At 76.4% G+C, this 24,288-nt stretch carries 18 protein-coding genes; 11 read left to right on the top strand and 7 right to left on the bottom strand.

The genetic code is table 11. The annotated features are described in order from the left end of the window. Positions 1–8 precede the first annotated feature (8 nt). Positions 9–1,154, bottom strand: coding sequence for a crosslink repair DNA glycosylase YcaQ family protein (locus G6556_RS03975; RefSeq protein ID WP_166938803.1), 1,146 nt, complete (start codon positions 1,152–1,154; stop codon positions 9–11). 318 nt (positions 1,155–1,472) lie between these two features. Between G6556_RS03975 and G6556_RS03970 the strand changes: the two genes are divergently transcribed. The 4 genes from G6556_RS03970 to G6556_RS03955 all read left to right on the top strand — a co-directional run bounded on the left by G6556_RS03970 (position 1,473) and on the right by G6556_RS03955 (position 6,010). Beyond that, positions 1,473–4,244 (top strand): DNA translocase FtsK, encoded by a 2,772-nt coding sequence (locus G6556_RS03970; RefSeq protein ID WP_166938802.1) that lies wholly within the window; start codon positions 1,473–1,475, stop codon positions 4,242–4,244. 100 nt (positions 4,245–4,344) lie between these two features. Further along, positions 4,345–4,962 carry a CDP-diacylglycerol--glycerol-3-phosphate 3-phosphatidyltransferase gene (pgsA, locus tag G6556_RS19360; RefSeq protein ID WP_166938814.1) on the top strand — a complete coding sequence of 206 codons (618 nt, stop codon included), beginning with the start codon at positions 4,345–4,347 and terminating at the stop codon, positions 4,960–4,962. After that, positions 4,959–5,459 carry a nicotinamide-nucleotide amidohydrolase family protein gene (locus tag G6556_RS19355; protein ID WP_166938800.1) on the top strand — a complete coding sequence of 167 codons (501 nt, stop codon included), beginning with the start codon at positions 4,959–4,961 and terminating at the stop codon, positions 5,457–5,459. Before pgsA ends, G6556_RS19355 begins: the two co-directional genes overlap by 4 nt. A gap of 215 nt (positions 5,460–5,674) precedes the next feature. Continuing rightward, on the top strand, positions 5,675–6,010 hold the full coding sequence (locus G6556_RS03955) for a helix-turn-helix transcriptional regulator (protein ID WP_158373248.1): 336 nt from the start codon (positions 5,675–5,677) through the stop codon (positions 6,008–6,010). A gap of 103 nt (positions 6,011–6,113) precedes the next feature. On the opposite strand, the gene G6556_RS03950 is transcribed toward G6556_RS03955, so the two are convergent. Both G6556_RS03950 and G6556_RS03945 read right to left on the bottom strand, forming a co-directional pair. After that, the gene (locus G6556_RS03950) at positions 6,114–6,923 is read right to left on the bottom strand and encodes an Fpg/Nei family DNA glycosylase (protein ID WP_166938798.1); all 810 of its coding nucleotides are present in this window, start codon (positions 6,921–6,923) and stop codon (positions 6,114–6,116) included. Between the two features lie 6 nt (positions 6,924–6,929). Beyond that, the gene (locus G6556_RS03945) at positions 6,930–12,008 is read right to left on the bottom strand and encodes a DEAD/DEAH box helicase (RefSeq protein WP_166938797.1); all 5,079 of its coding nucleotides are present in this window, start codon (positions 12,006–12,008) and stop codon (positions 6,930–6,932) included. A 111-nt stretch (positions 12,009–12,119) separates the two neighbouring features. On the opposite strand from G6556_RS03945, the gene G6556_RS03940 reads away from it, so the two are divergent. The 7 genes from G6556_RS03940 (at position 12,120) to rny (ending at position 20,795) form a co-directional block, all read left to right on the top strand. Further along, positions 12,120–12,599, top strand: coding sequence for a hypothetical protein (locus tag G6556_RS03940; protein ID WP_166938795.1), 480 nt, complete (start codon positions 12,120–12,122; stop codon positions 12,597–12,599). 61 nt (positions 12,600–12,660) lie between these two features. Further along, a complete protein-coding gene (locus tag G6556_RS03935) occupies positions 12,661–12,897 on the top strand; it encodes a DUF3046 domain-containing protein (RefSeq protein ID WP_166938793.1) in 237 nt (78 codons plus the stop codon). A 72-nt stretch (positions 12,898–12,969) separates the two neighbouring features. Further along, positions 12,970–15,180, top strand: a complete 2,211-nt coding sequence (locus G6556_RS03930) for an alkaline phosphatase family protein (protein ID WP_166938792.1) — start codon at positions 12,970–12,972, stop codon at positions 15,178–15,180. A 49-nt stretch (positions 15,181–15,229) separates the two neighbouring features. Continuing rightward, on the top strand, positions 15,230–16,054 hold the full coding sequence (locus tag G6556_RS03925) for an MBL fold metallo-hydrolase (RefSeq protein WP_346774707.1): 825 nt from the start codon (positions 15,230–15,232) through the stop codon (positions 16,052–16,054). A 287-nt stretch (positions 16,055–16,341) separates the two neighbouring features. Next, positions 16,342–17,382: a recombinase RecA gene (gene recA, locus G6556_RS03920; protein ID WP_166938790.1), complete on the top strand. Its 1,041-nt coding sequence runs from the start codon at positions 16,342–16,344 to the stop codon at positions 17,380–17,382. Further along, positions 17,382–18,830, top strand: coding sequence for a regulatory protein RecX (locus G6556_RS03915; RefSeq protein WP_166938788.1), 1,449 nt, complete (start codon positions 17,382–17,384; stop codon positions 18,828–18,830). The genes recA and G6556_RS03915 overlap by 1 nt, the downstream gene beginning before the upstream one ends. A gap of 372 nt (positions 18,831–19,202) precedes the next feature. Beyond that, positions 19,203–20,795 carry a ribonuclease Y gene (rny, locus tag G6556_RS03910; protein WP_166938787.1) on the top strand — a complete coding sequence of 531 codons (1,593 nt, stop codon included), beginning with the start codon at positions 19,203–19,205 and terminating at the stop codon, positions 20,793–20,795. A 126-nt stretch (positions 20,796–20,921) separates the two neighbouring features. Here the strand turns inward: rny and G6556_RS03905 are convergent, their stop codons facing one another. The 4 genes from G6556_RS03905 to G6556_RS03890 all read right to left on the bottom strand — a co-directional run. Then, entirely contained in the window at positions 20,922–21,830 is a 909-nt protein-coding gene (locus G6556_RS03905) for an amino acid ABC transporter permease (protein ID WP_166938785.1), read from the bottom strand. Then, positions 21,827–22,477 (bottom strand): amino acid ABC transporter permease, encoded by a 651-nt coding sequence (locus G6556_RS03900; protein WP_166938783.1) that lies wholly within the window; start codon positions 22,475–22,477, stop codon positions 21,827–21,829. Before G6556_RS03900 ends, G6556_RS03905 begins: the two co-directional genes overlap by 4 nt. Before the next feature lie 89 nt (positions 22,478–22,566). Further along, positions 22,567–23,445: a glutamate ABC transporter substrate-binding protein gene (locus G6556_RS03895; protein ID WP_166938781.1), complete on the bottom strand. Its 879-nt coding sequence runs from the start codon at positions 23,443–23,445 to the stop codon at positions 22,567–22,569. 104 nt (positions 23,446–23,549) lie between these two features. Next, on the bottom strand, positions 23,550–24,288 hold a 739-nt coding region (locus tag G6556_RS03890), incomplete at its 5' end, for an amino acid ABC transporter ATP-binding protein (protein ID WP_240933576.1).

Here is a 24,288-nt window from a genome sequence, read left to right as displayed (position 1 = left end):
CGGGGCGGTCAGGCGGGGTCCGCGCCGCGGAAGGCGGCCAGGCGCTCGTGCTGCTCCGCGACGGTGCGCTCCAGCGTCGCGTCCCACGGCACCCACGGGTCGAGCTCCAGCGCCAGCCGCCTGCCCCGCGCGCGCGGACGCCAGGTGCCCACGACCTCGCCGTCGGCCAGCACCGCTCCGGGGCGCCCGAGCACCGGCCACAGTGCCGTCGCGCGCGCCGGGTCCGGGACCAGGACGTGCCGGTCGCGGGCCTGGAGGAACAGGTCGTAGGGGCCGAGCAGCCGGACGACCCGCCCGTCGTCCCGGGCACCGGGGCCGAGCAGCGCGGGCAGGTCGTCCGCCAGCACCGAGGCCGCGGCGCCGTCGACCTCGACCGGAGCCGCGTCGACCGGCCACCGCCGCTTCACGTCGGCCACCGGCGCGTCGAGGAACGCCGCGACGTCCCTCGAGGTCGCCGGCCCGAGCAGGTGCAGCACCCCGCGGACCAGGTCGTGCGCGGCGTCGTCGGCGGGGCCGGGGCCGTCCTCGCCCCGGTCGACCGCGCCCACCTGCCCGGGCGGGAACCCCGGTGACCGCCGCAGCACCGGGGGAGAGGTGCCCGGCTCCAGCTCGAGCCCGGCGTGCAGCGCGCCGAGCCGGAACGGCATCTCGAACATGTGCGTCGCGCCGCAGGGCCGGCACCAGCGCAGGTACGGCTGGTCGAGCTCGGCCGTCATCCGCGTGGACAGCGCGCCCTTGGCCGTGGGCTCGTCGACGACGGCGTGCATCGTCCGCGCCACGCGTGCGAGCGCGTCGACCGGCCGGAGCCCCGCGGCCCGCAGCGGCTTCGCGGCGTCGTAGATCCGCTTCCCCGCGTCCGCGTCCGAGTAGGGCCGCAGGGCGCGCTGCACCGCGGGCAGATCGGCGCGGCGATAGGCGTGCGGCGCCCCACGGACGCTCCAGGCGAGCGCGAGATCGTCCGGCCAGGCACCGGCGGAGACCGGGACGCCGCGCAGCGCGAGCGCCCACAGCGCGCCGTCCGGCCCGGTGTCCTGGACCCCGGCGTCGAGCACGACGGCGTCCGTGGCGGCGCGGCGAGGGTCGGGGGAGCGGTCGAGCTGCTGCGCCCGGACGCGGTACCGGCGGATCTGGTCGGCGCTGACGCGGTCGGTCATGCCCCGAGCGTCCCACCACGCACCGACGCCCGCCGCAGGCCGCCCGCGCGTCGCCCTCGACGCCGAGATGGCAGGAGGCCCGGGGTTCCCCAGCGCGGAACCCCGGGACGGGTGCAGGCCAGGCGTCCTGGCAGGCGCGCCTCGGGCGGCGCGGGGCGAGGCGCTGCGCGGGGCGAGGCGCTGCGCGGGGCGAGGCGCTGCGCGGGGCGCTGCGCGGAGCGGCGGCCCTGTGTGCGCGCTGTGGCGGTCGTCACCGACACGCACCTTACCGGCGCGGGCTCCCCGCCCCGCACCCGCGTGCCCGCTACCGTGAGGATCATGGCCGCCCGTCCGTCCTCCACCGCCACCCGTGCGGCTGCGCCGTCGTCGCGCACCCGCGCCGCGGCGCCGGCGGCGCGCGCGTCCGGCCCCGGGGCCCGCGGGTCCGCGAAGAACGCCGCCCCGCCCCCGCCGCCGCGCCCCGCGCTGCCGATCCGGATCGTGCGCGGCATCTGGATGGGCTGCGCCCACGTCGTCGGCGGCGCCGCCCGCCGGGTGGGCCACGGCGCTCGGGACCTGGATCCGGCGCTGCGTCGTGACGGCGCCGCGTTCTTCCTCATCGCCCTGGCGATCGTCGTCGCGGCCCGCGAGTGGTGGGGCCTGGACGGCATGGCGGGCGACGCCGTGCACGTCGTGGTCGCCGGCACGTTCGGCCGGGTCTCCGTGGCGGTCCCGGTCGCGCTGGTCGGCATCGCGGTCCGGCTGATGCGGCACCCCGAGCGGAACCAGGCGAACTCCCGGATCAGCATCGGCCTCACGGCGATCACGCTCGCCGCGTGCGCGCTGGTGCACGTCCAGCAGGAGCTGCCCGCGCCGTCGAACGGCTTCGAGGCGGTCCGGGACGCGGGCGGCATCGTCGGCTACCTGGTCGGCACGCCGCTGGTGAGCCTGGTGACCGCGTGGGCGGCCGTGCCGCTGCTGGTGCTGCTGGCGTTCTTCGGCGTGCTGGTCGTCACCGCGACGCCGGTCAACCAGATCGGGCCGCGGCTGCGCGGGGTCTACGACCGGCTCACCGGCAACCACCGCGAGGAGGAGGCCGAGGACGAGGACGCCCCGCTGGTGATCAACGCGGGGCACACGGCCATCGACGACGAGCCCGCCAAGCCCTCGCGCCGGAAGCTCATGGACCGGCTCAAGAAGCGCGCCGCGGCCGACCCCGAGGACCCCGACGGCCTGGACGGCTACGCGGGCGACGAGGCGTTCGAGCGCGCCGCGTACGTCGAGCGGATGCGCCGCGAGGAGGAGGACGCGACCGCGGTCCTCGACGCCGAGGACGACGCGGACGCGGACGTGGTCGAGCCGAGCACCGCCCCGACCCAGGCCGTCACGGCGGTCGGCGTCGCGTCCGCCGCCGCGGCTCCAGCCCCGCGTCCGGAGCCGGTCGCCCCGCCGACCACCGGCGTGCCCCGCGGCGAGCAGCCGATGCTCGGCGGCGACGTGCTCTACACGCTGCCGGACGAGAACGCGCTCGCGAAGGGCGCGCCGCACAAGGTGCGCTCCGCCGCGAACGACCGCGTGGTCGAGGCGCTCACCAGCGTGCTGGAGAACTTCGAGATCGACGCCCAGGTCACCGGCTTCACCCGCGGCCCGACCGTGACGCGCTACGAGGTGGAGCTCGGCAAGGGCGTCAAGGTCGAGCGGGTCACGGCCCTGAGCAAGAACATCGCCTACGCCGTGGCGTCCGCCGACGTGCGCATCCTGTCGCCGATCCCCGGCAAGTCGGCCATCGGCATCGAGATCCCGAACACCGACCGTGAGACCGTGTCGCTCGGCGACGTGCTGCGGTCCAGCGCGGCCCGGCGCTCCGAGCACCCGATGGTGATCGGTGTCGGCAAGGACGTCGAGGGCGGCTACGTGACCGCGAACCTCGCGAAGATGCCGCACATGCTCGTCGCGGGCGCCACCGGCGCGGGCAAGTCGTCGTTCGTGAACTCGATGATCGTGTCGATCCTCATGCGCGCGACGCCCGACCAGGTCCGCATGGTGCTGGTCGACCCCAAGCGCGTCGAGCTCACGATCTACGAGGGCATCCCGCACCTCATCACCCCGATCATCACCAACCCGAAGAAGGCCGCCGAGGCCCTCGAGTGGGTGGTGCGGGAGATGGAGGCGCGGTACGACGACCTCGCCATGTTCGGCTTCAAGCACATCGACGACTTCAACGTCGCGGTGAAGGCCGGCAAGGTGAAGCCGCTGCCGGGCTCGGAGCGGAAGATCGCGCCGTACCCGTACCTGCTGGTGATCGTCGACGAGCTCGCCGACCTCATGATGGTCGCCCCGCGCGACGTCGAGGCGTCGATCCAGCGCATCACCCAGCTCGCGCGCGCCGCCGGCATCCACCTGGTGCTCGCGACGCAGCGGCCGTCGGTCGACGTCGTCACGGGTCTGATCAAGGCCAACGTGCCGTCCCGCCTGGCGTTCGCGACGTCGTCGCTCACCGACTCCCGCGTCGTGCTCGACCAGCCGGGCGCCGAGAAGCTGATCGGCCAGGGCGACGCCCTGTTCCTGCCGATGGGCGCCGCCAAGCCGATGCGCACCCAGGGCGCCTGGGTCTCCGAGTCGGAGATCCACGCCGTCGTCGCGCACGTGAAGCAGCAGCTCAAGCCGGTGTACCGCGAGGACGTCGCGGTCACGGCGGCCAAGAAGCAGGTGGACGAGGACATCGGCGACGACCTGGACCTGCTGCTGCAGGCCGCGGAGCTCGTGGTCACCTCGCAGTTCGGCTCGACGTCGATGCTGCAGCGCAAGCTGCGGGTCGGGTTCGCCAAGGCCGGCCGCCTGATGGACCTGCTGGAGTCCCGCGAGATCGTCGGCCCCTCCGAGGGGTCGAAGGCGCGCGAGGTGCTCGTGCAGCCGGACGACCTGCCGGGGACGCTGGCGATGCTGCGCGGCGAGCCGGAGCCCGGGTCGGGCGGCGGTGCCCCGGGCGCGGGCGCACCGGGCGGGGGCGCACCGGCCGGCGAGGACCGGTACGCCGCGCCGGAGGGCCGGATGCCCGGCGAGCCGCCCGAGGCCGTCGACTACTACGACGACGCCGACGACCTGCGCTGACGCCGCTTCCCGGGCCACCCGGTACGGGCGTGGGGGCCAGGTCGGGGCCGTGCACCGCGCCCGCTGCCCGTAGGCTGTCGGGGTGACCCGCCCTTCGCCGATGAACGTCGCCAACGTCGTGACGGTGCTGCGCATCGCCGTCGTGCCGTTCTTCGCGTGGGCCCTGCTGGTCGACGGCGGGGACGACCCGGTGTGGCGCTGGGTCGCCGCGGGGATCTTCGCGCTCGCCGCGGCCACCGACCGGCTCGACGGCTACCTGGCACGGCGGCTCGGCCTGGTCACGGACCTCGGCAAGCTGCTCGACCCGATCGCCGACAAGGCCCTGATCGGCACGGCGCTGGTCGGGCTGTCCTGGATCGGCGACCTCAGCTGGTGGGTCACCGCCGCGATCCTGGTCCGGGAGATCGGCATCACCGTGATGCGGTTCTTCCTGCTCCGGTACCTGGTCCTGCCCGCGTCGCGCGGCGGCAAGATCAAGACCGTGCTGCAGTCCCTCGCGGTGGGCCTGTTCCTGCTGCCGCTGTCCGAGCTGCCCACCGCGGTGCTCGTCGTCGCGAGCGTCCTCATGGGCGCCGCGGTCGTCGTCACCCTGGTCACGGGCGCCGACTACGTGCGGACCGCCGTCCGGGTGCACCGCGAGCACGCGGCCGGGGGCGTCGACGCCACCCGGCACGCGGCGGCCACCGGGACGACGTCCCCGCACGGCGACCCGGCGTGACGACGGCGCCGGGCGCGCAGGGGGTCGCCGAGGCGCTCCTGGCCGCCCTCGCCGGACGCGGCTGGACGGTCGCCACCGCGGAGTCGCTGACCGGCGGCCAGGTCGTCGCGAGCCTCGTCGACGTCCCGGGCGCGTCCCGGTCGGTGCGCGGCGGCGTCGTCGCCTACGCCACCGACGTCAAGGGCTCGGTGCTCGGGGTCGACGCCGGGCTGCTCGCCGAGCACGGGGCGGTGCACCCCGACGTCGCCCGGCAGATGGCCGAGCGCGTGCGCGGCGTCGTCGGCGCCGACGTGGGCCTCGCGACCACCGGCGTCGCCGGGCCCGACCCGCAGGACGGGTTTTCACCCGGGACGGTGCACGTCGCCGTCGCCACCCCGGACGGGACCGTCGTGCGCACGCTCGCCCTGGCCGGCGATCGCGCCGCGATCCGGGCCGCGACCTGCGCCGCGGTGCTGCGGGAGGCGCTGTCCGCGGTCCGGCCCGCCGACGCGTCCTGACGTCCGGGAACACGCGGGGTCGTGCACGCGTTGTGGAGATCGTGATGAACACCAGGCCCACCAGCCGTCCCGGCGCTGCCCGTCCGGGGAGCGCACTGTACGGTGGGAGCCTCCCCGCGAGGGGCCACAAGGGTGCCGCCGTCGTCCGGCCCGCTGCTGCGGGCCAGCAGACGGCGCGGCAGGAGCAGGATCGGGACATGAGAGGGGGACGCCAGATGGTCGTGTTGCGCCGAGAGATCGGTGACGTGCTGCGGGATGCCCGCCAGCGGCAGGGACGCACCCTGCGCGAGGTGTCCTCCGCCGCCCGGGTGTCGCTGGGGTACCTCAGCGAGGTCGAGCGGGGTCAGAAGGAGGCGTCGTCGGAGCTGCTCGCGAGCATCTGCGAGGCGCTCGACGTGCCCATGTCGCTCGTGCTGCGCGAGGTGAGCGACCGCATCGCCGTCGCCGAGGGTCTGCTGATCCCCGACACCGTCCCGGTCGACCTGGCTTCGGCCCTGGGCGGCCAGGACAGCACCTGGCGCCGACGCCCGGAGCTCACCCCGGTCGGCTGACCGCACGGGGAACCCACCCCAGACACCGACGACGCCCGGTCGTCCCGCCCTTCGCTCGGCGGGCCACCGGGCGTCGTCGCGTCCGGACCCGCTCGGTGGCGGGTCAGGCCGCGGGGGCGGCCGGGCGCTGGCAGACGCCGCAGAAGTACGCGGGCCGCTCCGTCGGGGGGTGGCCCGCCAGCCCGCGGCGGATCGGTGCCCCGCACCGCCGGCACGGCTCCTTGAGCCGCCCGTGCACCCACGTCTCCCGCCCGCGGTACACCTCGCCGGTCGTCGACGGCGAGGACGACCCGACCGAGCGCTGCATGATCGCCCGTGCGACCCGCAGCAGCCGGGACGGGTCGGCGACCTCGTCGGCCGGCGTCCAGGGCCAGATCTTCTCCAGGAACAGCGAGTCGGCCATGTAGATCGTGCCGATGCCCGCGACGACGGTCTGGTCGAGCAGCACCTCGCACACCGGAGTCGACCCGCGCAGCGCCCACCGGCGCAGGACCTCGGGCAGCCCGGCGGTCTCGAAGTCGTCGGCGAGCAGGTCCGGTCCGAGGTGCCCGATCAGCGTGTGCTCGTCGCGGGTCGGCACGACGTCGAGCATCCCGATGAGCTCGCCCACCGCCGTCCAGGTCTCGTTGGCAAGCACGGCGCGCACGTGCGGGGCGCCCGCCCGGGCGCCGGGGGAGCCGGTCCGGGCGATCCGCCAGGACCCGTCCATCCGGAGGTGGGTGTGCAGGGTGCGGCCGCCGTCGAACCGGGTCAGCAGGTGCTTGCCGTACGACGCCGTGCCGAGCACCGTCCGCCCCACCAGGTCGACGGTCGCCGCGGTGGGCCAGCGCAGGTCGCTGCGCACCAGCACCCGGCCCGCGAGGGCCTCGTCGAGCCGTCGTGCGGTGCGCGCGAGGATGTCACCCTCAGGCACGCCGCATCACCGCGCGCTCCGCAGCCGGATGCCCCGGGGCGTGGGCGCGAAGTCGGCCAGGGCCAGCGCGCGGCCCAGCGCCGTCGACTCCAGCCCGCCGGTCAGCAGCTCCTCGCCGTCGGCGCGCACCAGCGTGACCCGACCGAGCCGGCCCTCGCGCACGGTCTCCGCGAGCCGCGCGGTCGCCAGCCGGAGCACGGTCTCGTCCTCGCTGAAGGTGAGCACCGTGCGCCCGCCGCGCTCCAGGTACAGCGCCAGCACCCCGTCGACCAGCACGACCACGGCGCCGGCCTTCCGTCCCGGCCGGTGCCCGGTCGGCGCGTCGGCGCGGACCGGCCACGCCAGCGCGGCGCCGTAGGGGTTCGCGGGGTCGGTCGCGGCGAGCAGCACCACCGACCGGTCGGCGTCCGCGGGCACCGACTGCTCGGCGATCCGCTCGATCTGCCGGGCCTCGGCCCGGAGCTGGTCGACGGCGCCGGGGAGCGCGAACTGCGAGCCGCCCAGGTGCTCGACGAAGTAGCCGCGCCGCACCTGGCCCTGCTGCTCCAGCGCCGCGAGCACCCGGTACACCGGCGCGAACTGCCCGGCGACGCCCTCGGCGGGCGCGACCGCGCGGGTGAGCACGCCGTGCCGGTCGAGCAGCTGCGCGGCCAGGGCGTGCGCCCGCCGCGTCGGGTCCGGCTCCCGGGACGGCAGCATCGACCACCGGCCGCCGGCCTCGCCCGCGGCGGTCGCGAGCCCGCCGCCGAGCCCGCCCAGGCCGCCGCCGGCGAGCCCCGCGCCGCGCAGGCCCAGCCCGCTGCCGCGCAGGCTCGGCCGCCCGCCGAACCGGCCGCCGCCCATCGTGAGCTGCCGCGCCCGCGACGGCGGCGCCGACGCGGTCGTCCTGTGCGTGGTCTTCCCGCCGGCCAGCCGCGCGCGCAGCGGCGCGAGTCCGTCGTTCGTGACGAGCCCGGCCCACACCAGGTCCCAGAGCGCGTCGACCAGCGCGGCCTGCGACGGCGGCGACTCGGGCAGCGTCTCGGCCACCCGCGAGCCGAGCGCGCCGACGAAGTACGCCCCGCCGCCGCGCAGCGCTTCGACCAGCGCGCGGTGCAGCGGCGTGTCCAGGTGCTCGGGCGCGGGCGACGGCTCGGAGCCGGGCGGCGTGAGCAGCGGCAGCGTGAGGTCGGCGGTCGCCGCGAGGTGCAGGCTCACCAGGCCGTCCTTGCCGGGGAGCGTGCCGTGCCCGGCCCACAGCACCTCGCCGGAGGCGGTGAGCTCGTCCAGCAGCGCGGGGCTGTAGTCCGGCACCCGCGCGGGCAGCACCAGCGACTCCAGCGCGGAGGCGGGCACGACGGCGCCGGCCAGCTGCTCGACGGCACGCGCCAGCCCGTCCACGCCGCGGAGCGCGCCCGGTGCGGACCGCCCGATGGCGTGCTGCCACGCCGGCAGGAACCGGCCGAGCGCGACCTGCGGCACCGGCTCGACCTCGGAGCGCAGCGCCGCGAGCGACCGTCGGCGCAGCGTGCGCAGCACGTCGGCGTCGCAGTACTCGTCGCCGACCCCGCCGAGCGCGTCCGGGCGCAGCCGGCCCTGCACGACGACGCCGGCCCGCTCCAGCGGCCGCAGCGCCGCGGTCACCACCGCGGTGCCGAGCCCGAACCGGGCCGCGACCTGCGCCGTGGTGAACGGGCCGTGCGTCCGCGCGTGCCGGCGCATGAGGTCGCCGAGCGGGTCGGGCAGCACCTCGGTGAACACCTCGGGCACGCCGACGGGCAGGGCCACACCGAGCGCGTCCCGCAGCCGGCCGGCGTCCTCGACGGCGGCCCACTGCTCGGCGTCGGCGGGGGCGACCCCGGAGATCCGGACCCGGATGATCCGGCGGGCGTGCTCCAGGTCGGCGAGCCACCCGGCCACCTCGTCGCGCACGTCCTCGCGCGTCCGCGCCTCGACGCCCGCCAGCGCCAGCGGGCCGTGCCGGCGCAGCACGTCCGCGACCTGCTCGGCCGTGCGCGCCTGCCGGTCCGGGTCGGTGGCGGTGAGCTCGGCCTCGGTGCGGACGACCGCGTCCGGGTCGAGCAGGTCGGCGATCTGCGACCCGCCACCACCCCCGAGCAGCTCGTCCAGCAGCGTCGGGTCGAGCGTCAGCGCGGCGGCCCGGCGCTCGGCCAGCGGGGCGTCGCCGTCGTAGAGGAACTGGGCGGTGTAGCCGAACAGCAGCGACTGGGCGAACGGCGACGGCCGGGTCGTGGTCACCTCGACGACGCGCACCCGCCCGGCCGACACGTTGCGCATCAGCTCGACCAGCGCGTCGATGTCGAAGTCGTCCTGCAGGCACTCGCGCACGGCCTCGAGCAGGATCGGGAAGTCGGGGTACCGGGAGGCGACGCTGAGCAGCTGCGCCGAGCGCTGCCGCTGCTGCCACAGCGGCTGCCGGCGGTCGGGCCGGCGGCGGGGGAGCAGCAGCGCGCGGGCCGCGGCCTCCCGGAACCGGGCGCCGAACATGGCGGAGCCGCCGAGCTCCTCGCGGACGGCGTCGGCGACCTCGTCGGGCTCGATCAGGAGGTCCGCCGCGTCGACCGGGGCGGCGTCGGTGAGGCCGCCGAGGCTCTCCGGGGAGCCGTCGGCCGACCACGCGTCGGGCGCCGTCCAGCCGAGCAGGTCGCCCACCGGGTCGGCGGTCGCGGCGAGCATGTCCGGCAGCCGCAGCACGATGCCGTCGTCGGCGTGCATCGCCGCGGCGTCCACCCCGAACCGCTCCCGCAGCCGCGCGCCGAGCACCAGGGCCCACGGGGCGTGCACCCGCGCGCCGTACGGGGAGTGCACGACCACCCGCCAGTCGCCGAGCTCGTCCCGGAACCGCTCGACCACGACGGTGACGTCGCTCGGCAGGGTCCCGGTCGCGTCCCGCTGCTCGCGCAGGTAGCCGAGCAGGTTGTCGGCGGCCCACGGGTCGAGCCCCGCGTCGGCGACCCGCTCGCGCGCCTCGGCGTCGGGCAGGTCGGCGACCTCGCGGGACCAGGCGCCCATCGCGCGGCCGAGCGAGGCCGGCCGGCCCTGGGAGTCGCCCTTCCAGAACGGCAGCCGCCCGGGGACGCCGGGGGCGGGCGTCACCAGCACGCGGTCCGGGGTGATGTCCTCGATCCGCCAGGTGCTCGACCCGAGCGTGAACGTGTCGCCGACCCGCGACTCGTAGACCATCTCCTCGTCGAGCTCGCCGACGCGCTTGCCGCCGCGGGTCCGCCCGCCCGACCGCTCGGGGTCGACCGGCACGTCCGCGGTCTCGGAGCCGGACGCCAGGAACACGCCGTACAGGCCGCGGTCCGGGATCGTGCCGCCGCTGGTGACCGCCAGCCGGAGCGCCCCGGGGCGCGCGCTCAGCACGTCGGTCGCGCGGTCCCACAGGATGCGCGGGCGCAGCTCGGCGAACTCCTCGCTGGGGTACCTCCCCGCGAGCATGTCGAGCACCGCCCGCAGCGTCGCGTCCCCGAGGGTGGTGAACGGGGCGGACCGGCGGACGACCGCGGCGAGCTCCGTGACCGTCCAGTCCTCCTGCGCCACCATCGCGACGACCTGCTGCGCCAGCACGTCGAGCGGGTTGGTCAGCACGTGCAGCGGCTCGATCTGCCCGGCGCGCATCCGCAGCGCGGTCACCGCCGCGGGCACGAGGTCGCCGCGGAACGTCGGGAACACCACGCCGTGCGACACCGCGCCGACCTGGTGCCCCGCACGGCCGATGCGCTGCAGCCCGCTGGCCGCCGACGGGGGCGCGCCCACCTGGACCACCAGGTCGACCGCACCCATGTCGATGCCGAGCTCCAGCGAGCTCGTCGCCACCACTGCGGGCAGCCGGCCGGCCATCAGCTCGGACTCGGTGCGGGTGCGCTCCGCCCGGCTCATCGACCCGTGGTGCGCGCGGGCGATGATCGTGTCCGCGTCCCGGGCGTCCACGCCGACGGCGGTCCCGGACTGCGCGTTGGCCTGCGCCGCCCACAGCGTCCCGGGGTCGGGGACGTCCTCGCCCTGCCGCTCGGCCCACACCTCGTTCATCCGGGCCGTCAGCCGCTCTGCGCCGCGGCGGGAGTTGGTGAACACCAGCGTCGACCGGTGGTCGGCGACCAGGTCGACGACGCGCTCCTCGACGTGCGGCCAGATCGACGGGCGCGGCGCCCCGGAGCCCGCGGCCTGCCCGGTGAGGTCGGCCTCGCCGGGCGCGAGCGGCGGCAGCTCGTCGTCGACGACCGGCTTCGGCCCGCGGGCCTTGCCGTCGTCGGGCAGCGGCGCGCCCAGGTCCGTGAGGTCGGGCACGGGGACGACGACGTCGACCCGGATCTCCTTGGTCGACGGCGGCTGCACGACGACCACCTCGCGCCCGCCGTCCGCGGGGGCGCGGCCGCCGCTGAGGAAGGCCGCCACCCGGTCGACCGGCGTGACCGTCGCGGACAGGCCGATCCGCTGCGCCGGTCCGGGACCGTCCGGCCGGTCGAGCAGCGCGTCCAGCCGCTCCAGCGACACCGCGAGGTGCGCGCCGCGCTTGGTCCCGGCGACCGCGTGGATCTCGTCGAGGATGACCGTCCGCACGCCCGACAGCCCCGCTCGGGCGCCGGACGTCAGCACGAGGAACAGCGACTCGGGCGTCGTGATGAGGATGTCCGGCGGCTTCGTCGCGAACTGCCGCCGCTCGTTCGGCGGGGTATCGCCGGTCCGGACCCCGACCTGCACGTCCGGCAGCGTCAGCCCTCGGCGGGTCGCGGCCTGCCGCACGCCGACCAGCGGCGAGCGCAGGTTCCGCTCGACGTCGGTGGCCAGCGCCTTCAGCGGCGACACGTACAGCACCCGGCACCGCTGCAGCGGGTCGGCCTCGGCGTCCACCGGCTCGGCGGTGATGCGGTCGAGCGCCCACAGGAACGCCGCGAGCGTCTTGCCGGAGCCCGTCGGGGCCACCACGAGGGCGTGCCGCCCGGTCGACACCGCGTCCCACGCACCCGCCTGCGCGGCCGTCGGCTCGGCGAACGCGCCGCGGAACCAGTCCTGCGTCGGCTCGGAGAACCGCCCGAGGACGTCGGCGCCGGTGGGGCCGCCGGCGGTCGGGGGAGGTGTCACCGCGCCATTCTGTCCCGGAGCACCGACACGCGCGCCCCCACCTGCGGCTCCGCGGCTGCGCGCTGCGCGAACGGCTGCGGAGGCAGTGCTCGGCGGGGCAGGATCGGGGGCATGCCGATCGACGACGCGACGCAGGCCGCGGTCCGGGCGCTCTGGGAGGCGGGTGCGCGTCACGGACGCGCGCCGGCGCCGGTGCCCGAGGCCGACCCGTGGGAGGACGACGTCCAGGGGGCCGAGCGGTCGCCGGTCGTCGTGGTGCTCGCCGGGACGCCGGACCTGGAGGTGCGGCTGCACCGCGACGGGCTCGACGAGGTGCACGTCGAGGACGTCGTGACGCTGGAGGTGCCGCGCCGGGACACGGCGGCGGTGGTCGACGCGCTGCTCGGCGGCGGCGGTGGGCGCGCGCGGCGCCGGCCCCGGGTGCGCGGGCTGCTGGGGAACGTCGTCGCGGCGCTCGTCGGCAGCCCCGCGCCGTCGGACCTCGAGGTGCGGGTCGGCGACGGGGACGCGGCGCGGGTGCACCGGGCGCAGGTCGTGGTGCGGCACCCGATGTCGGGGTGGCTGCTGTCGCTGCCGCTCGCGGAGGACTGACCACCCGCGCCCCGGCGCGCGTACGCTCGCAGGTCCACGACAGGGACGGGAGGAGCGCGAGGTGCGGTACCGCGAGTTCTGGCAGCTGGTCGACGAGGTGCTCGGCAGCGCCCACGGCCGCGTGCTCGTGCACGAGCTCGTGCTCCAGCGCCTCGGCGACCGCACCCCCGAGCAGGCGCTCGACGCCGGGGTCGACCCGCGCGACGTGTGGCACGCCCTGTGCGACGAGCTCGACATCCCGGACGCGCAGCGCTGGGGCTCCGACAAGTACCGGCAGGCGCCGCCCGCGCGCCCCTGACCTCGGCGGGCACGCCCGGCACCACCCGCTGCGGGTCGCCCGGCGCGCGCCCGCGCGTGGCAGGCTGAGGACGTGTCGCCCGACGACCCGCACCGTCCGCAGCCCGGCTGGTGGTCGGTCACGCTCAGCGACGTGGGCGACGCGCTGCTGGGCCTGGTGACGACCGCCCTGGGGCTCGGCATCGCGATCGCGGTCGTCGACGGCGTGAGCGCCTCCAACCCCGGTTCCGTGCTCCTCGCGGCGCTCGCGGTGGCGGTCGGCGACCTCGTGCTGCGGCCGCCGCTGCGCCTGCTCGCGCGCGTCGGCGGGGCGATGGGGGCGCTGCTCGCGGGACTCGCCGCGCAGGTGCTCGTCGCGTGGCTCGCACTGACGCTGCTGCCCGGGCTGCAGGTGACCAACCCGTGGGCGGTCGTCCAGGTCCTGGTCATCGCCGCGGTCGTGATGGCCGTCGGCCGGTGGGTGTGGGGCGCGTCCGACTCCGACTACGTCGTCGGCGACGTGCTGCGCCGCGCCCGGGCGCACGCGCGTCGCGCCGGGGAGGGCGGCGGCGCGGTGCCCGACCACCGGCCGCCCGGGCTGCTGGTCGTGCAGCTCGACGGCGTCGCCGCGCCGGTGCTGGCCCAGGCGGTCGACGCCGGGCTGGCGCCGACGATGGCGCGGTGGGTCGCGGACGGGACGCACACCGTGCGGGAGTGGTGGGCGCAGGCGCCGTCGACGACGCCCGCGAGCCAGGCCGGGCTGCTGCACGGCGCCGCCGACGAGATCTGCTCGTTCCGCTGGTGGGACCGCGAGCTCGGCCGGCTGGTGGTCACGAACCACCCGGAGGACGCGGCGCTGGTCGAGCGGCGGCTGTCGGACGGCCGGGGCCTGCTCGCGGACGGCGGCGCGGCGGTCGCGACGATGTTCTCCGGCGACGCCGAGCGGCAGCACCTGGTAATGAGCCAGGCGCGGCGGGGGATCGGGCCCGGGACGTCGTACCTGCGGTTCTTCGCGAGCCCGTTCGTGCTGGCCCGCGCGGTGACGCTCACCGTCGGCGAGATGGTCAAGGAGCTCTACCAGGGTCGGCGGCAGCGAGTCCGCGGCGTGCGACCGCGCGTGGCGCGACGCGGCTGGTACGTGGTGCTCCGCGGGGTGACGAACGTGCTGCTGCGGGACCTCGCGACGTCGGTGGTCGCCGAGCAGCTGGTCCGCGGGGCGCCGGTGGTGTTCGTCGACCTGGTCGACTACGACGAGATCGCGCACCACGCCGGCCCGACCCGGCCCGAGTCCATGCGTGCCCTGGAGGGTCTCGACCGCGTCCTGGACACGCTGGTCCGGGTGGCCGCGGCCGCACCCCGGGACTACCGCGTGGTGGTGCTGTCCGACCACGGGCAGTCGCTCGGCGCGACCTTCGAGCAGGTCACGGGCCGGCCGCTGGTCGACGTGGTGCGCGAGCACATGGCCGGGCCCGGGGTCGACGCCGTGCAGGCGGGCACCGACGACGAGGAGTGGGGCCCGCTGAACGCGTTCCTGAGCTCGACCGCCGCACGGCGCGGCGGGGACACCTCGCGGGTGCTCGGGCCGCAGGGGCGGGACCGGCGCGAGCACCGGGCCGAGGCGCCGGAGCCCGGCTCGGACGGCGCCGCCCTGCCGGACGTCGCCGTCACCGGCTCGGGCAACCTCGGCATGGTCTGGTTCCCGCGGGCCGGCCGGCGCCTGGTGCTCGAGGAGGTCGAGGAGCGCTGGCCGGGCCTCGTGCGGGGCCTGGCCGGGACCCGGGGCGTCGGGCTCGTGGTCGTGGACACGGCGGCGCGCGGCCTGGTCGCGGTCGGGCCGGGCGGCGTCGCCTGGCTCGAGGCCGACGGCGACCGCCCCGCCGTCGACGGCGTGGACCCGGTCGCCCGGTACGGCGGTCAGGCGGCGGACGACCTGCGCCGGCTGGGGCGGCTCGGCCACGTCGGCGACCTGGTGCTGCTCTCGGACGTCACCGCCGACGGGCACGTGCACGCGTTCGAGGGCCAGGTCGGCTCGCACGGCGGCCTCGGGGGTGCGCAGAATCGGGCCGTGCTGCTGCACCCCGCGGACCTCGCGCTCGACGACGACCTGCTGGCCGACGTCGACGGCCGGCGCATGCCCGTCGGCGCGGACCGGGTGCACGAGCAGCTCGTGCGGTGGGCGACCCGGCTCGGGCTGCGCAGCACGGCGACGCGGCGGGAGGCGGCCGACGCGGCCGACGCGGCGGGGGAGCCCGTCGCCGACGGGACGGTGGCCGGGGAGCCGGCCGCGGGAGAGCCGGCGACGTGACCGGTGCCGCGACCGCGCCCCGGGACCACGACCGACCCGGGGGGCCGAGGTGACCGCGGGCGACCCGAGCGGCGCGGGCGCGACGTTGCGCTGGCTCGGGCACGCGACGGTCGTCCTCGACGTGGGCGGCGCGCGCCTGCTCACCGACCCGCTGCTGCGCCCGCACGCCGGCCTGCTCCGCCGCCGCACCCCCGCGCCGCACCCCGAGGACTGGGCGGGAGCCGGCGCCGTGCTCGTGTCCCACCTGCACCACGACCACGCCGACGTCGGCTCGTTGCGCCTGCTGGGCGACGTGCCGGTGCTCGCGGCGCGCGCCAACGCGCACTGGCTGCACCGGCAGGGGCTGCGCGCGGTCGGCCTCGGGGCCGAGGAGTGGTGGACCGTCCCCGGCACGCCGGTCCGGGTGCGTCCGGTCCCCGCCGAGCACGGCCACCGCCCGATGCCGCACCGCCCGAACGCCGCCCACGGGTTCCTGGTCGTGGCGCCCGGGCTGCGGGTGTGGTTCGCCGGCGACACCGCGCCGTACCCGCAGATGCGCCGGCTGCCGGACCTCGCCGGCGGGCCGATCGACCTGGCCCTGGTCCCGGTCGGCGGGTGGGGGCCGCGGCTGTCCGGCGGGCACATGGACCCGCACCAGGCCGCGGCGGTCTGCGAGGCGGTCGGCGTGCGGCGGGCGGTGCCGGTGCACTGGGGGACGCTGCACGCGCCCGCGTCCCGGCGGCTCCCGCCGGGGTGGATGGACCGGGCGGGACCCGCGTTCGCGCGAGCCCTGGCGCGGCGGGCGCAGGTGGAGCCCGTGCTGCTCGCGCCGGGGGACGCGGTGCGGCTGGGGGAGGCGGGGGTGTCGCCGGCGGACGGTGCGGCGGTGGGCTGAGGGGTGGTGCGGCGGGGCTGAGCGGCCGACGGGGTCTCGTCGCGGGGCCGACGCGCCGGGCGTGTCGGTGCGGCGCCGGTCGAACACGTGTTCGGTAGAGTGGACGACGTTGGCGCGCCGCGGGTCCGGGTGCGGCCGGCCGGTCGTCCCCAGCGGGGCGGGCCGTGCGGGCTGTGGACGGGACCGGGGTCCATGTCGGTGGTCGGGCATAGCGTCATCGCACGACACACGAGACCAGCCCTGCCGGCGCAGCGCGAGGCTGCACGAGACGCACGAGGTGGAACACCATGCCCGCACCCCAGGACCGCGAGAAGGCCCTCGAGGCCGCCCTCAGCCAGATCGACCGCCAGTTCGGCAAGGGCTCGATCATGCGTCTCGGCGACGACGGTCGCGCCCCGGTCGAGGTCATCCCGACCGGCTCCGTCGCCCTCGACGTCGCGCTCGGCATCGGCGGTCTGCCGAAGGGCCGCATCGTCGAGATCTACGGCCCCGAGTCCTCCGGCAAGACCACCGTCGCGCTGCACGCCGTGGCCAACGCCCAGCGCCAGGGCGGCATCGCCGCGTTCATCGACGCGGAGCACGCGCTGGACCCGGACTACGCCAAGAAGCTCGGCGTCGACACCGACGCGCTGCTCGTGTCCCAGCCGGACACCGGTGAGCAGGCGCTCGAGATCATGGACATGCTGATCCGCTCCGGCGCGATCGACATCATCGTCATCGACTCCGTCGCGGCGCTCGTGCCGAAGGCCGAGATCGAGGGCGAGATGGGCGACAGCCACGTCGGTCTGCAGGCCCGCCTCATGTCGCAGGCGCTCCGCAAGATCACCGGTGCGCTCAACGCGTCCGGCACCACCGCGATCTTCATCAACCAGCTCCGCGAGAAGATCGGCGTGTTCTTCGGCTCGCCCGAGACGACCACCGGTGGCAAGGCGCTCAAGTTCTACGCCTCGGTCCGCATGGACATCCGCCGCATCGAGACGCTCAAGGAGGGCTCGGACGCCGTCGGCAACCGGACCCGGATCAAGATCGTCAAGAACAAGATGGCCCCGCCCTTCAAGCAGGCCGAGTTCGACATCCTGTACGGCGTCGGCATCTCCCGCGAGGGCGGCCTCATCGACATGGGCGTCGAGCACGGGTTCATCCGGAAGTCCGGCTCCTGGTTCACCTACGAGGGCGACCAGCTCGGCCAGGGCAAGGAGAACGCGCGCGGTTTCCTGCGCGACAACCCGGACCTCGCCGCGGAGATCGAGAAGAAGATCCTCGAGAAGCTCGGCATCGGTGCCAAGGTCGACGCGCCTGCCGGCGCGGAGGTGAAGGTCGACTTCTGATGTCGACCTGGCACGACCCGGCCGCCGCCCGGGACGAGGAGGCGGCCGGGGGCGGTTCGGCGTGGCTCGACACCGCCTCGGCGGCCGCGTCGGCGTGGGACGACCAGTCCGACGGCGACGCGTCCGCCTGGGCGGGTCCGGCCGAGTCCTCGGCGTCCGTGTGGGACGACGACGCGCCCGCGCCCGGATCGGTGTGGGACGACGACTCGCCGTCGCTTGCGGCGGCGTGGGACGACGACTCGCCCGCGCCCGGATCGGCGTGGGACGACGTCGCCCCGGTGCCGGCGGCGGAGCGGGACGATGGCGACGGGTCGTCCGCACCCACCTCCGCACGGGGCGGCGGGACCCGGGCACGCGCGTCCCGGGCGAACGCGCGCGGCACGACCGCCGGGGACCCGACACGGGACGCCGACCCCGCCGCGGCACCCCGCACCGACTCGCGGTCGCGCGCGCGAGCGCGGGATGCACGATCGGACGAGCGCCGCGCGGCCGGAGCCCGTCGCAGCCCGCACGGTGCCGTCGACGCCGCGCGGGAGCAGTCGCCGGAGGTCGCGGCCGTGGCCGCGCGACTGGCCGAGATCGTCGCGCGCTCCGGGGGCGCTCGGGCCGGGGGCGGCTCGCCCGCGGAGCCGGTCCAGGCACCCGACGGCGGCTCGCCTGACGGCGGTGCGATCGACGGTGGCGTGCCTGACGGCCGTGCGATCGACGGTGGCGTGACTGACGTCGGTGCGCCTGACGGTGGTGTGATCGACGGCGGTGCGATCGACGGCGGCGCACCCGACGGCGCAGCGCCCGATCACGATCCGACCGCCCCGCGACGCGCCACGGGCGGTGGCCGGCAGCGCGCCGCACGTCGCCCACCGTCCGGTCGTCGTCGCGCGCCCGCGACCGAGCCGCCGCGCTCCGGCGCGGCCGCCACCGACACGGAGCCGGACCCCGAGTCCGTCGCGCGCGCGATCGCCCTGCGCCAGCTGACCGCCGCGCCCCGCAGCCGGGCCCAGCTCGCCGAGGCGATGGCCAGGCGCGACGTCCCGGAGGACGTCGCGGACCGGGTGCTCGACCGGTTCACCGAAGTGGGCCTGGTCGACGACGCCGCGTACGCCGAGGTCCTCGTGCGAAGCCGGCACGCCGAGCGCGGCATGTCCAGGCGCGCCCTGGCGATGGAGCTCCGCCGCAAGGGCGTCGACGACGAGGTGGCGCGCGAGGCGCTGGAGCAGGTGGACGACGCCGACGAGGAGCAGGCGGCCCGCGCCCTCGCCCGCAAGAAGCTGCGCGCGACCCGCGGGCTCGACCGGGAGGTCCGCCTCCGGCGCGCGTACGGCGCTCTCGGGCGGCGCGGGTACGGCGGCTCGCTGGTCTCGCGGGTCGTGCGCGAGGAGCTCGACGCCGAGGGCGCGGACGGGTCGGACACCGGGGGCGACGCGCTCGGCGGCCCGGCCTGGGGCTGACCCGCCACGGCGCGCGTGCGAGGCCCGCGTCCCGCCGTGCCCCGCACGGCGCGTCCGGGTGGAGCGTTCTTCCCGACGCGCCCGGCGTGTCCGGCAGGGCGCTCCACCCGACACGCCCGCGTGTCCGGCACGGCGCTCCACCCGCTCCCCGCGACGTCCCGAGGCGACACCATGCGCCCGACCTCGCAGGTCCGGTCACCCGCATGGGGAACAATGGGCCCCCTCGCGTCGCCGTCGACCCGCGCCCACCCGCTTCCCGCCGCTCCCGGCGGCCGCTCCCGGGCGCGGTCGGGCAGCGGCCGCGGGACCCCGGGTGTCGGTGCACCGCCGCCGTCCGGCCAGCCGCAGCATCAGGACCAGGAGCGTGGACGCATGCAGGACGTGGCGATCGTCGTGGGGCTGCTCGCCGCCTGCCTGGTCGCGCTCGTCCTGGTGCTGCTGGCGCGTCGTGAGGCCGCCGCCGTCCGCCGGCAGGCGCAGGAGGACGTGCAGTCCATCCGCGACGAGGCCCGCACCGCGCTGGCCGACGCGCAGCGTCGCGAGGCCCGGGCGGCCGAGCGGGAGCAGACCGCGGCGGCTGCGGAGCGTGCGGCCGCGGAGCAGGAGCGTGCCGCCCGCGCCGCGAATGACGCGGCCGCCGACCTCCGCCGTCAGGCCGCGGAGCAGGCGTCGACGGCCGCGGCGGGTGCCGCGGAGCGTCTGGCCGCCGCGGAGCGCGAGGCCGCCCGGGTCACCGCGGAGGCCGAGCGCGCGGCCGCCGAGCGGCTCGCCGCCGCGGAGCGCCAGGCCGCCGACCGGCTCGGTGCCGCGGGTCAGGAGGCGGCGGAGCGGCTGGAGGCCACGTCCGGCCTCACGGCGGGGGAGGCGCGCGCGGAGCTGCTGCGGCAGCTGACCGCCGAGGCGCAGACGGCCGCGGCGGCGACGATCCGCCGGGTCGAGGCCCAGGCCCGCCGCACCGCCGACGCCAAGGTCCGCCGGGTGCTCGCCACGGCGGCGCAGCGGGCGGCCGTCCCGACGAGCAGCCAGGCGGCGGTGACGATGCTGCCGCTGCCCTCGGACGAGCTGAAGGGCCGCATCATCGGCAAGGAGGGCCGGAACATCCGGCACTTCGAGGCGCTGACCGGCGTGAACGTCCTCGTGGATGAGACCCCGGGCACCGTCGTGCTGTCCTGCTTCGACGCGGACCGCCGCGAGGTGGCCCAGGTCGCGCTCGAGGCCCTGATGGCGGACGGGCGGATCAACCCGCAGCGGATCGAGACGGCGTACGCCGAGGCGCTGGCGGGGTCGGACGACCGGGCTGACGAGGCGGGGCACGCCGCCGCCGAGCGTGCCGGCGTGCGTGGGCTGGACCCCGAGCTGGTGCGCGTCCTCGGCCGGCTGCGGCTGCGCACGTCGTTCGGCCAGAACGTGCTCGAGCACCTGGTGGAGTCCGCCCTGATCGCGGCGCAGGTCGCGGCCGAGATCGGCGCGGACGTCGATGTCGCGCGCCGGGCGGCGCTGCTGCACGACCTCGGCAAGGCCCTGACCGGCGAGGTCCCCGGCACGCACGCCCAGGTCGGTGCCGCCCTGGCCGCCCGGCACGGCGAGTCGGACGCGGTGGTCAACGGCATCGCCGCGCACCACGACGAGGTGCCCGCCGAGACGGTGGAGGCGGTGCTGGTCCAGGTCGCGGACGCGATGTCGGCGGCGCGCCCCGGCGCCCGGCGCGAGGACACGGACCAGCACGTCGAGCGGCTGGAGCAGCTGGAGGAGCTCGTGGCGAGCCACGCCGGCGTCCGGCGCGCGCTCGCCATGGCGGCCGGCCGCGAGATGCGCGTGGTCGTGGAGCCGAGCGCGGTCCCGGACACGGAGATCGGCCGGCTGGCGGTCGAGATCGCCCGGCACATCGAGCAGGACCTGTCCTACCCGGGCGAGATCAAGGTGACCGTCGTCCGCGAGGTCCGCGCGAGCGCCACCGCCGGCTGACCCCGGTCCCGGCCCGGCCCGACGCGAGGGCCCGCGCAGGAGCCGAGCCCTGACCGCGGACGCGCTCCGCCGAGGCGCGCCCCGCGAGGCACGCCCCCGCCGGGACAGGCCCCCGCCGAGGTCGCGTCAGACCGTGCCGCCCGCTCCCGACGCGAACCCGCCGGGCCCGCCCGGGCCGCCGATGCCGGCCGGTGCGACGGTGACGTCCCGCGCGACCTTCCCCGCGGTCTTCGGCCCGCCGCGGCGCTGCAGCCACACGGCCAGCCGGGTGAGCGAGATGTTCACGACCAGGTAGATCCCGGCGCCGACGAGGAACAGCGCGACGTAGTACTTGTTGCCGAAGTACTGGGCGTTGGTCTGCATCGCCCGGAGCAGCTCCGGGTACCCGACGATGAACCCGAGCGACGAGTCCTTGAGCAGCACGACGAGCTGCGCGATGAGGCTCGGCAGCATGGTGCGCACCGCCTGCGGCAGCTGGACGAGCAGCAGCGTCTGCCACCGCGACAGCCCGATGGCGTAGGCCGCCTCGGTCTGGCCCTTCGGCAGCGACGCGAGCCCGGCGCGCAGGATCTCGGCGATGATCGCCATGTTGTAGACGGTGAGGCCGAACACGACGGCCGCGAACGCGTCCCAGCCGAAGCCGAGCAGGCCGAACAGCATCATGAGCAGCACGGGCAGGCCGCGGAACAGCTCGATGACGACGGTCGCGGGGGCGCGGAGCCAGGCGATCCGGGTGGTGCGCCACATCGCCAGCAGCAGGCCGAGGACGAGCGCGAGCGGGGCGGCGACCGCCGCGGCGCGCAGGGTGGCGCCGAGGCCACGGAGCACCATGGACGTCCAGACGGCCTCGGCGGACTGGTTCTTCGGCGGGTCGTAGAGCACGTCCCACCGGTCGGCGCCGAACAGGCCGCGGTCGTCCGCGTACCGGAAGGCGAGCACGAGCAGGGCGACGACCAGCAGGCCGCCGACGACGGAGCCGATCCGCTCGCGCCGCCGGGCGACGGGGCCGGGCTCGTCGTACAGGACGGAGCTCATCGGGCGAACGCCACCTTCCGCTCGAGGACCCCGGCCAGGTAGCCGGCCGGGATGGTGATGACCAGGTAGAACAGCCCGACGCCGACCAGCGCCAGCGTGGCCTCGGACGGGTTCGCGAGGGCGATCCGGCGGCCGGAGGCCAGCAGCTCGACCACCGCGAAGCCGGCGGCCACGGAGGTGTTCTTGGTGAGGGCGATGAGGACGTTGATCAGGGGCGGGACGACCGACCGCACGGCCTGCGGCAGCACGACGAGCCCGAGCGTCTGCGAGAACGTCAGCCCGATCGCGCGGGCCGCCTCGGCCTGGCCGACGGGGATGCCGTTGATGCCGGACCGGACCGCCTCGCAGACGAACGCGGACGTGTAGGCCGACAGCGCGATGACGGCGGTCCAGAAGCCCAGCGGGGGCAGCACGCCGAACTGCGGCGCCACGAACACCAGGAAGAAGAAGACCAGGGTCAGCGGGGTGTTGCGCAGCAGCTCGACGTACGTGACGGCGAGGCCGCGCAGCGTCGACAGCGGCGACACGCGCATCGCGGCGAGCACGGTGCCCCAGACCAGGGCGAACGCGCCGGACAGCAGGGTGAGCTGCAACGTCACGCGGAAGCCGCTCAGGTAGGCCGGCAGGTTGTCGGCGATCAGGTCCACGCGGGGGTCCTTGCCTTCGGTGGGACGAGGGGGCGACGCGGGCGGGCGGCGCCCGGGAGCCGGAGCCCCGGGCTCCGCCCGGCGCGGCGTCAGTACCGGTCGACGGCGGGCGGCTCGGGCGTCGGCAGCACGCTGCCGGCGGTCGCCTCCCACGCCTCGGTCCAGGTGCCGTCCTCGTAGGCCTGCTCCAGGACGTCGTTGATCCACATCCGGAAGTCGGTGTCGTCGAGCGCCAGGCCGATGCCGTACGGCTCCTGGGTGAAGGGCTCGCCGCGGACCTCGAACGTCGGGTCGTCGGCCGCGAAGCCGGCGAGGATGACGTTGTCGGTGCTCATGGCGTCCACCTGGCCGCCGCGCAGCGGCTCCAGGCAGTCGGAGTAGGCGCCGAACGGCACGACCTCGGTGTCGGGGTAGTTCTCCAGCAGGTTCGCCTCGGGCGTCGACCCGGAGACGGTGCAGACCTTCTTGCCGGCGAGGTCGTCGGGGCCCTGGATGTCCTCGTTGCTCGCGAGCGTGAGGATCGACTGGCCGGCCTCGTAGTAGGGGCCGGCGAACGAGACGACCTGCTTGCGCTCGTCGTTGATCGTGTAGGTCGCGACGACGATGTCGACCTGGCCGGACTCGATGAACGACTCGCGGTTCGCCGACACCGTCTCCTTCCACTCGATGCCGTCCTCCGGGATGCCGAGCGCGCCCGCGATGATCTTGGCGATCTCGACGTCGAAGCCCTCGGGGGTGCCGTCGGGGCCGACCAGGCCGAACAGCGGCTGGTCGAACTTGGTGCCGACGGTGATCGAGCCGGCCTCGGCGAGGGCGGCCATGGTCGAGCCCTCGGGGAAGTCGGCCGCCTCGACGTCGGAGACCTCCGGGGTCGAGCCGCTGTCGGCGTCGTCCGACCCGCCGCAGGCGGCGAGGGTGAGGACGGCGGCGGCGGCGAGGGCGATCGGGCCTGCGGTTCGGGTTCTCATGTCGGGCTCCTGGGTCGCGTCGGGATGCGGTGCGTCTCGGTGGGTGCCGGTCAGGGTTCGTGCGGTGGTGCGCGGTGGTGCTGCGGGCGCGGGGGCGCCCGGGCTCAGTGGGTGAGGATCTTCGACAGGAAGTCGCGGGCCCGGTCGCTGCGGGGGGCGGTGAAGAACGTCTCGGGGTCCGCCTCCTCGACGATGGCCCCGCCGTCCATGAACACGACGCGGTCGGCCGCGCGCCGGGCGAAGCCCATCTCGTGCGTGACGACGACCATCGTCATGCCCTCGGCCGCCAGCGACGTCATGACGTCGAGGACCTCGTTGATCATCTCGGGGTCGAGGGCGGAGGTCGGCTCGTCGAACAGCATGACCTTGGGCTCCATCGCGAGCGCCCGGGCGATCGCCACGCGCTGCTGCTGGCCGCCGGACAGCTGCGCGGGCAGCTTGTCCGCCTGGCTGGCGACGCCGACCCGCTCGAGCAGCGCCATCGCGCGCTCCTTCGCCTCGCGGCCGCCGATCCGGCGGACCTTGCGCAGGCCGAGGGTGACGTTCTCCAGCACGGTGCGGTGGGCGAACAGGTTGAACGACTGGAACACCATGCCGACGTCCGCGCGGAGCCGGGCGAGCGCACGGCCCTCGGCGGGCAGGGGGACGCCGTCGACGGTGATGGTGCCGGACTCGATGGTCTCCAGCCGGTTGATCGTCCGGCACAGCGTGGACTTGCCGCTGCCGGACGGGCCGATCACGACGACGACCTCGCCGCGGCGCACGGTGAGGTTGACGTCCTGCAGGACGTGCAGGGCACCGAAGTGCTTCTCCACGTGCTCGAGGACGACGAGGGGCGCGCCG

This window comes from Cellulomonas sp. IC4_254, from assembly GCF_011603975.1.
Lineage (GTDB): Bacteria > Actinomycetota > Actinomycetes > Actinomycetales > Cellulomonadaceae > Cellulomonas.
This window is presented reverse-complemented; position numbering and strand designations above follow the sequence as displayed.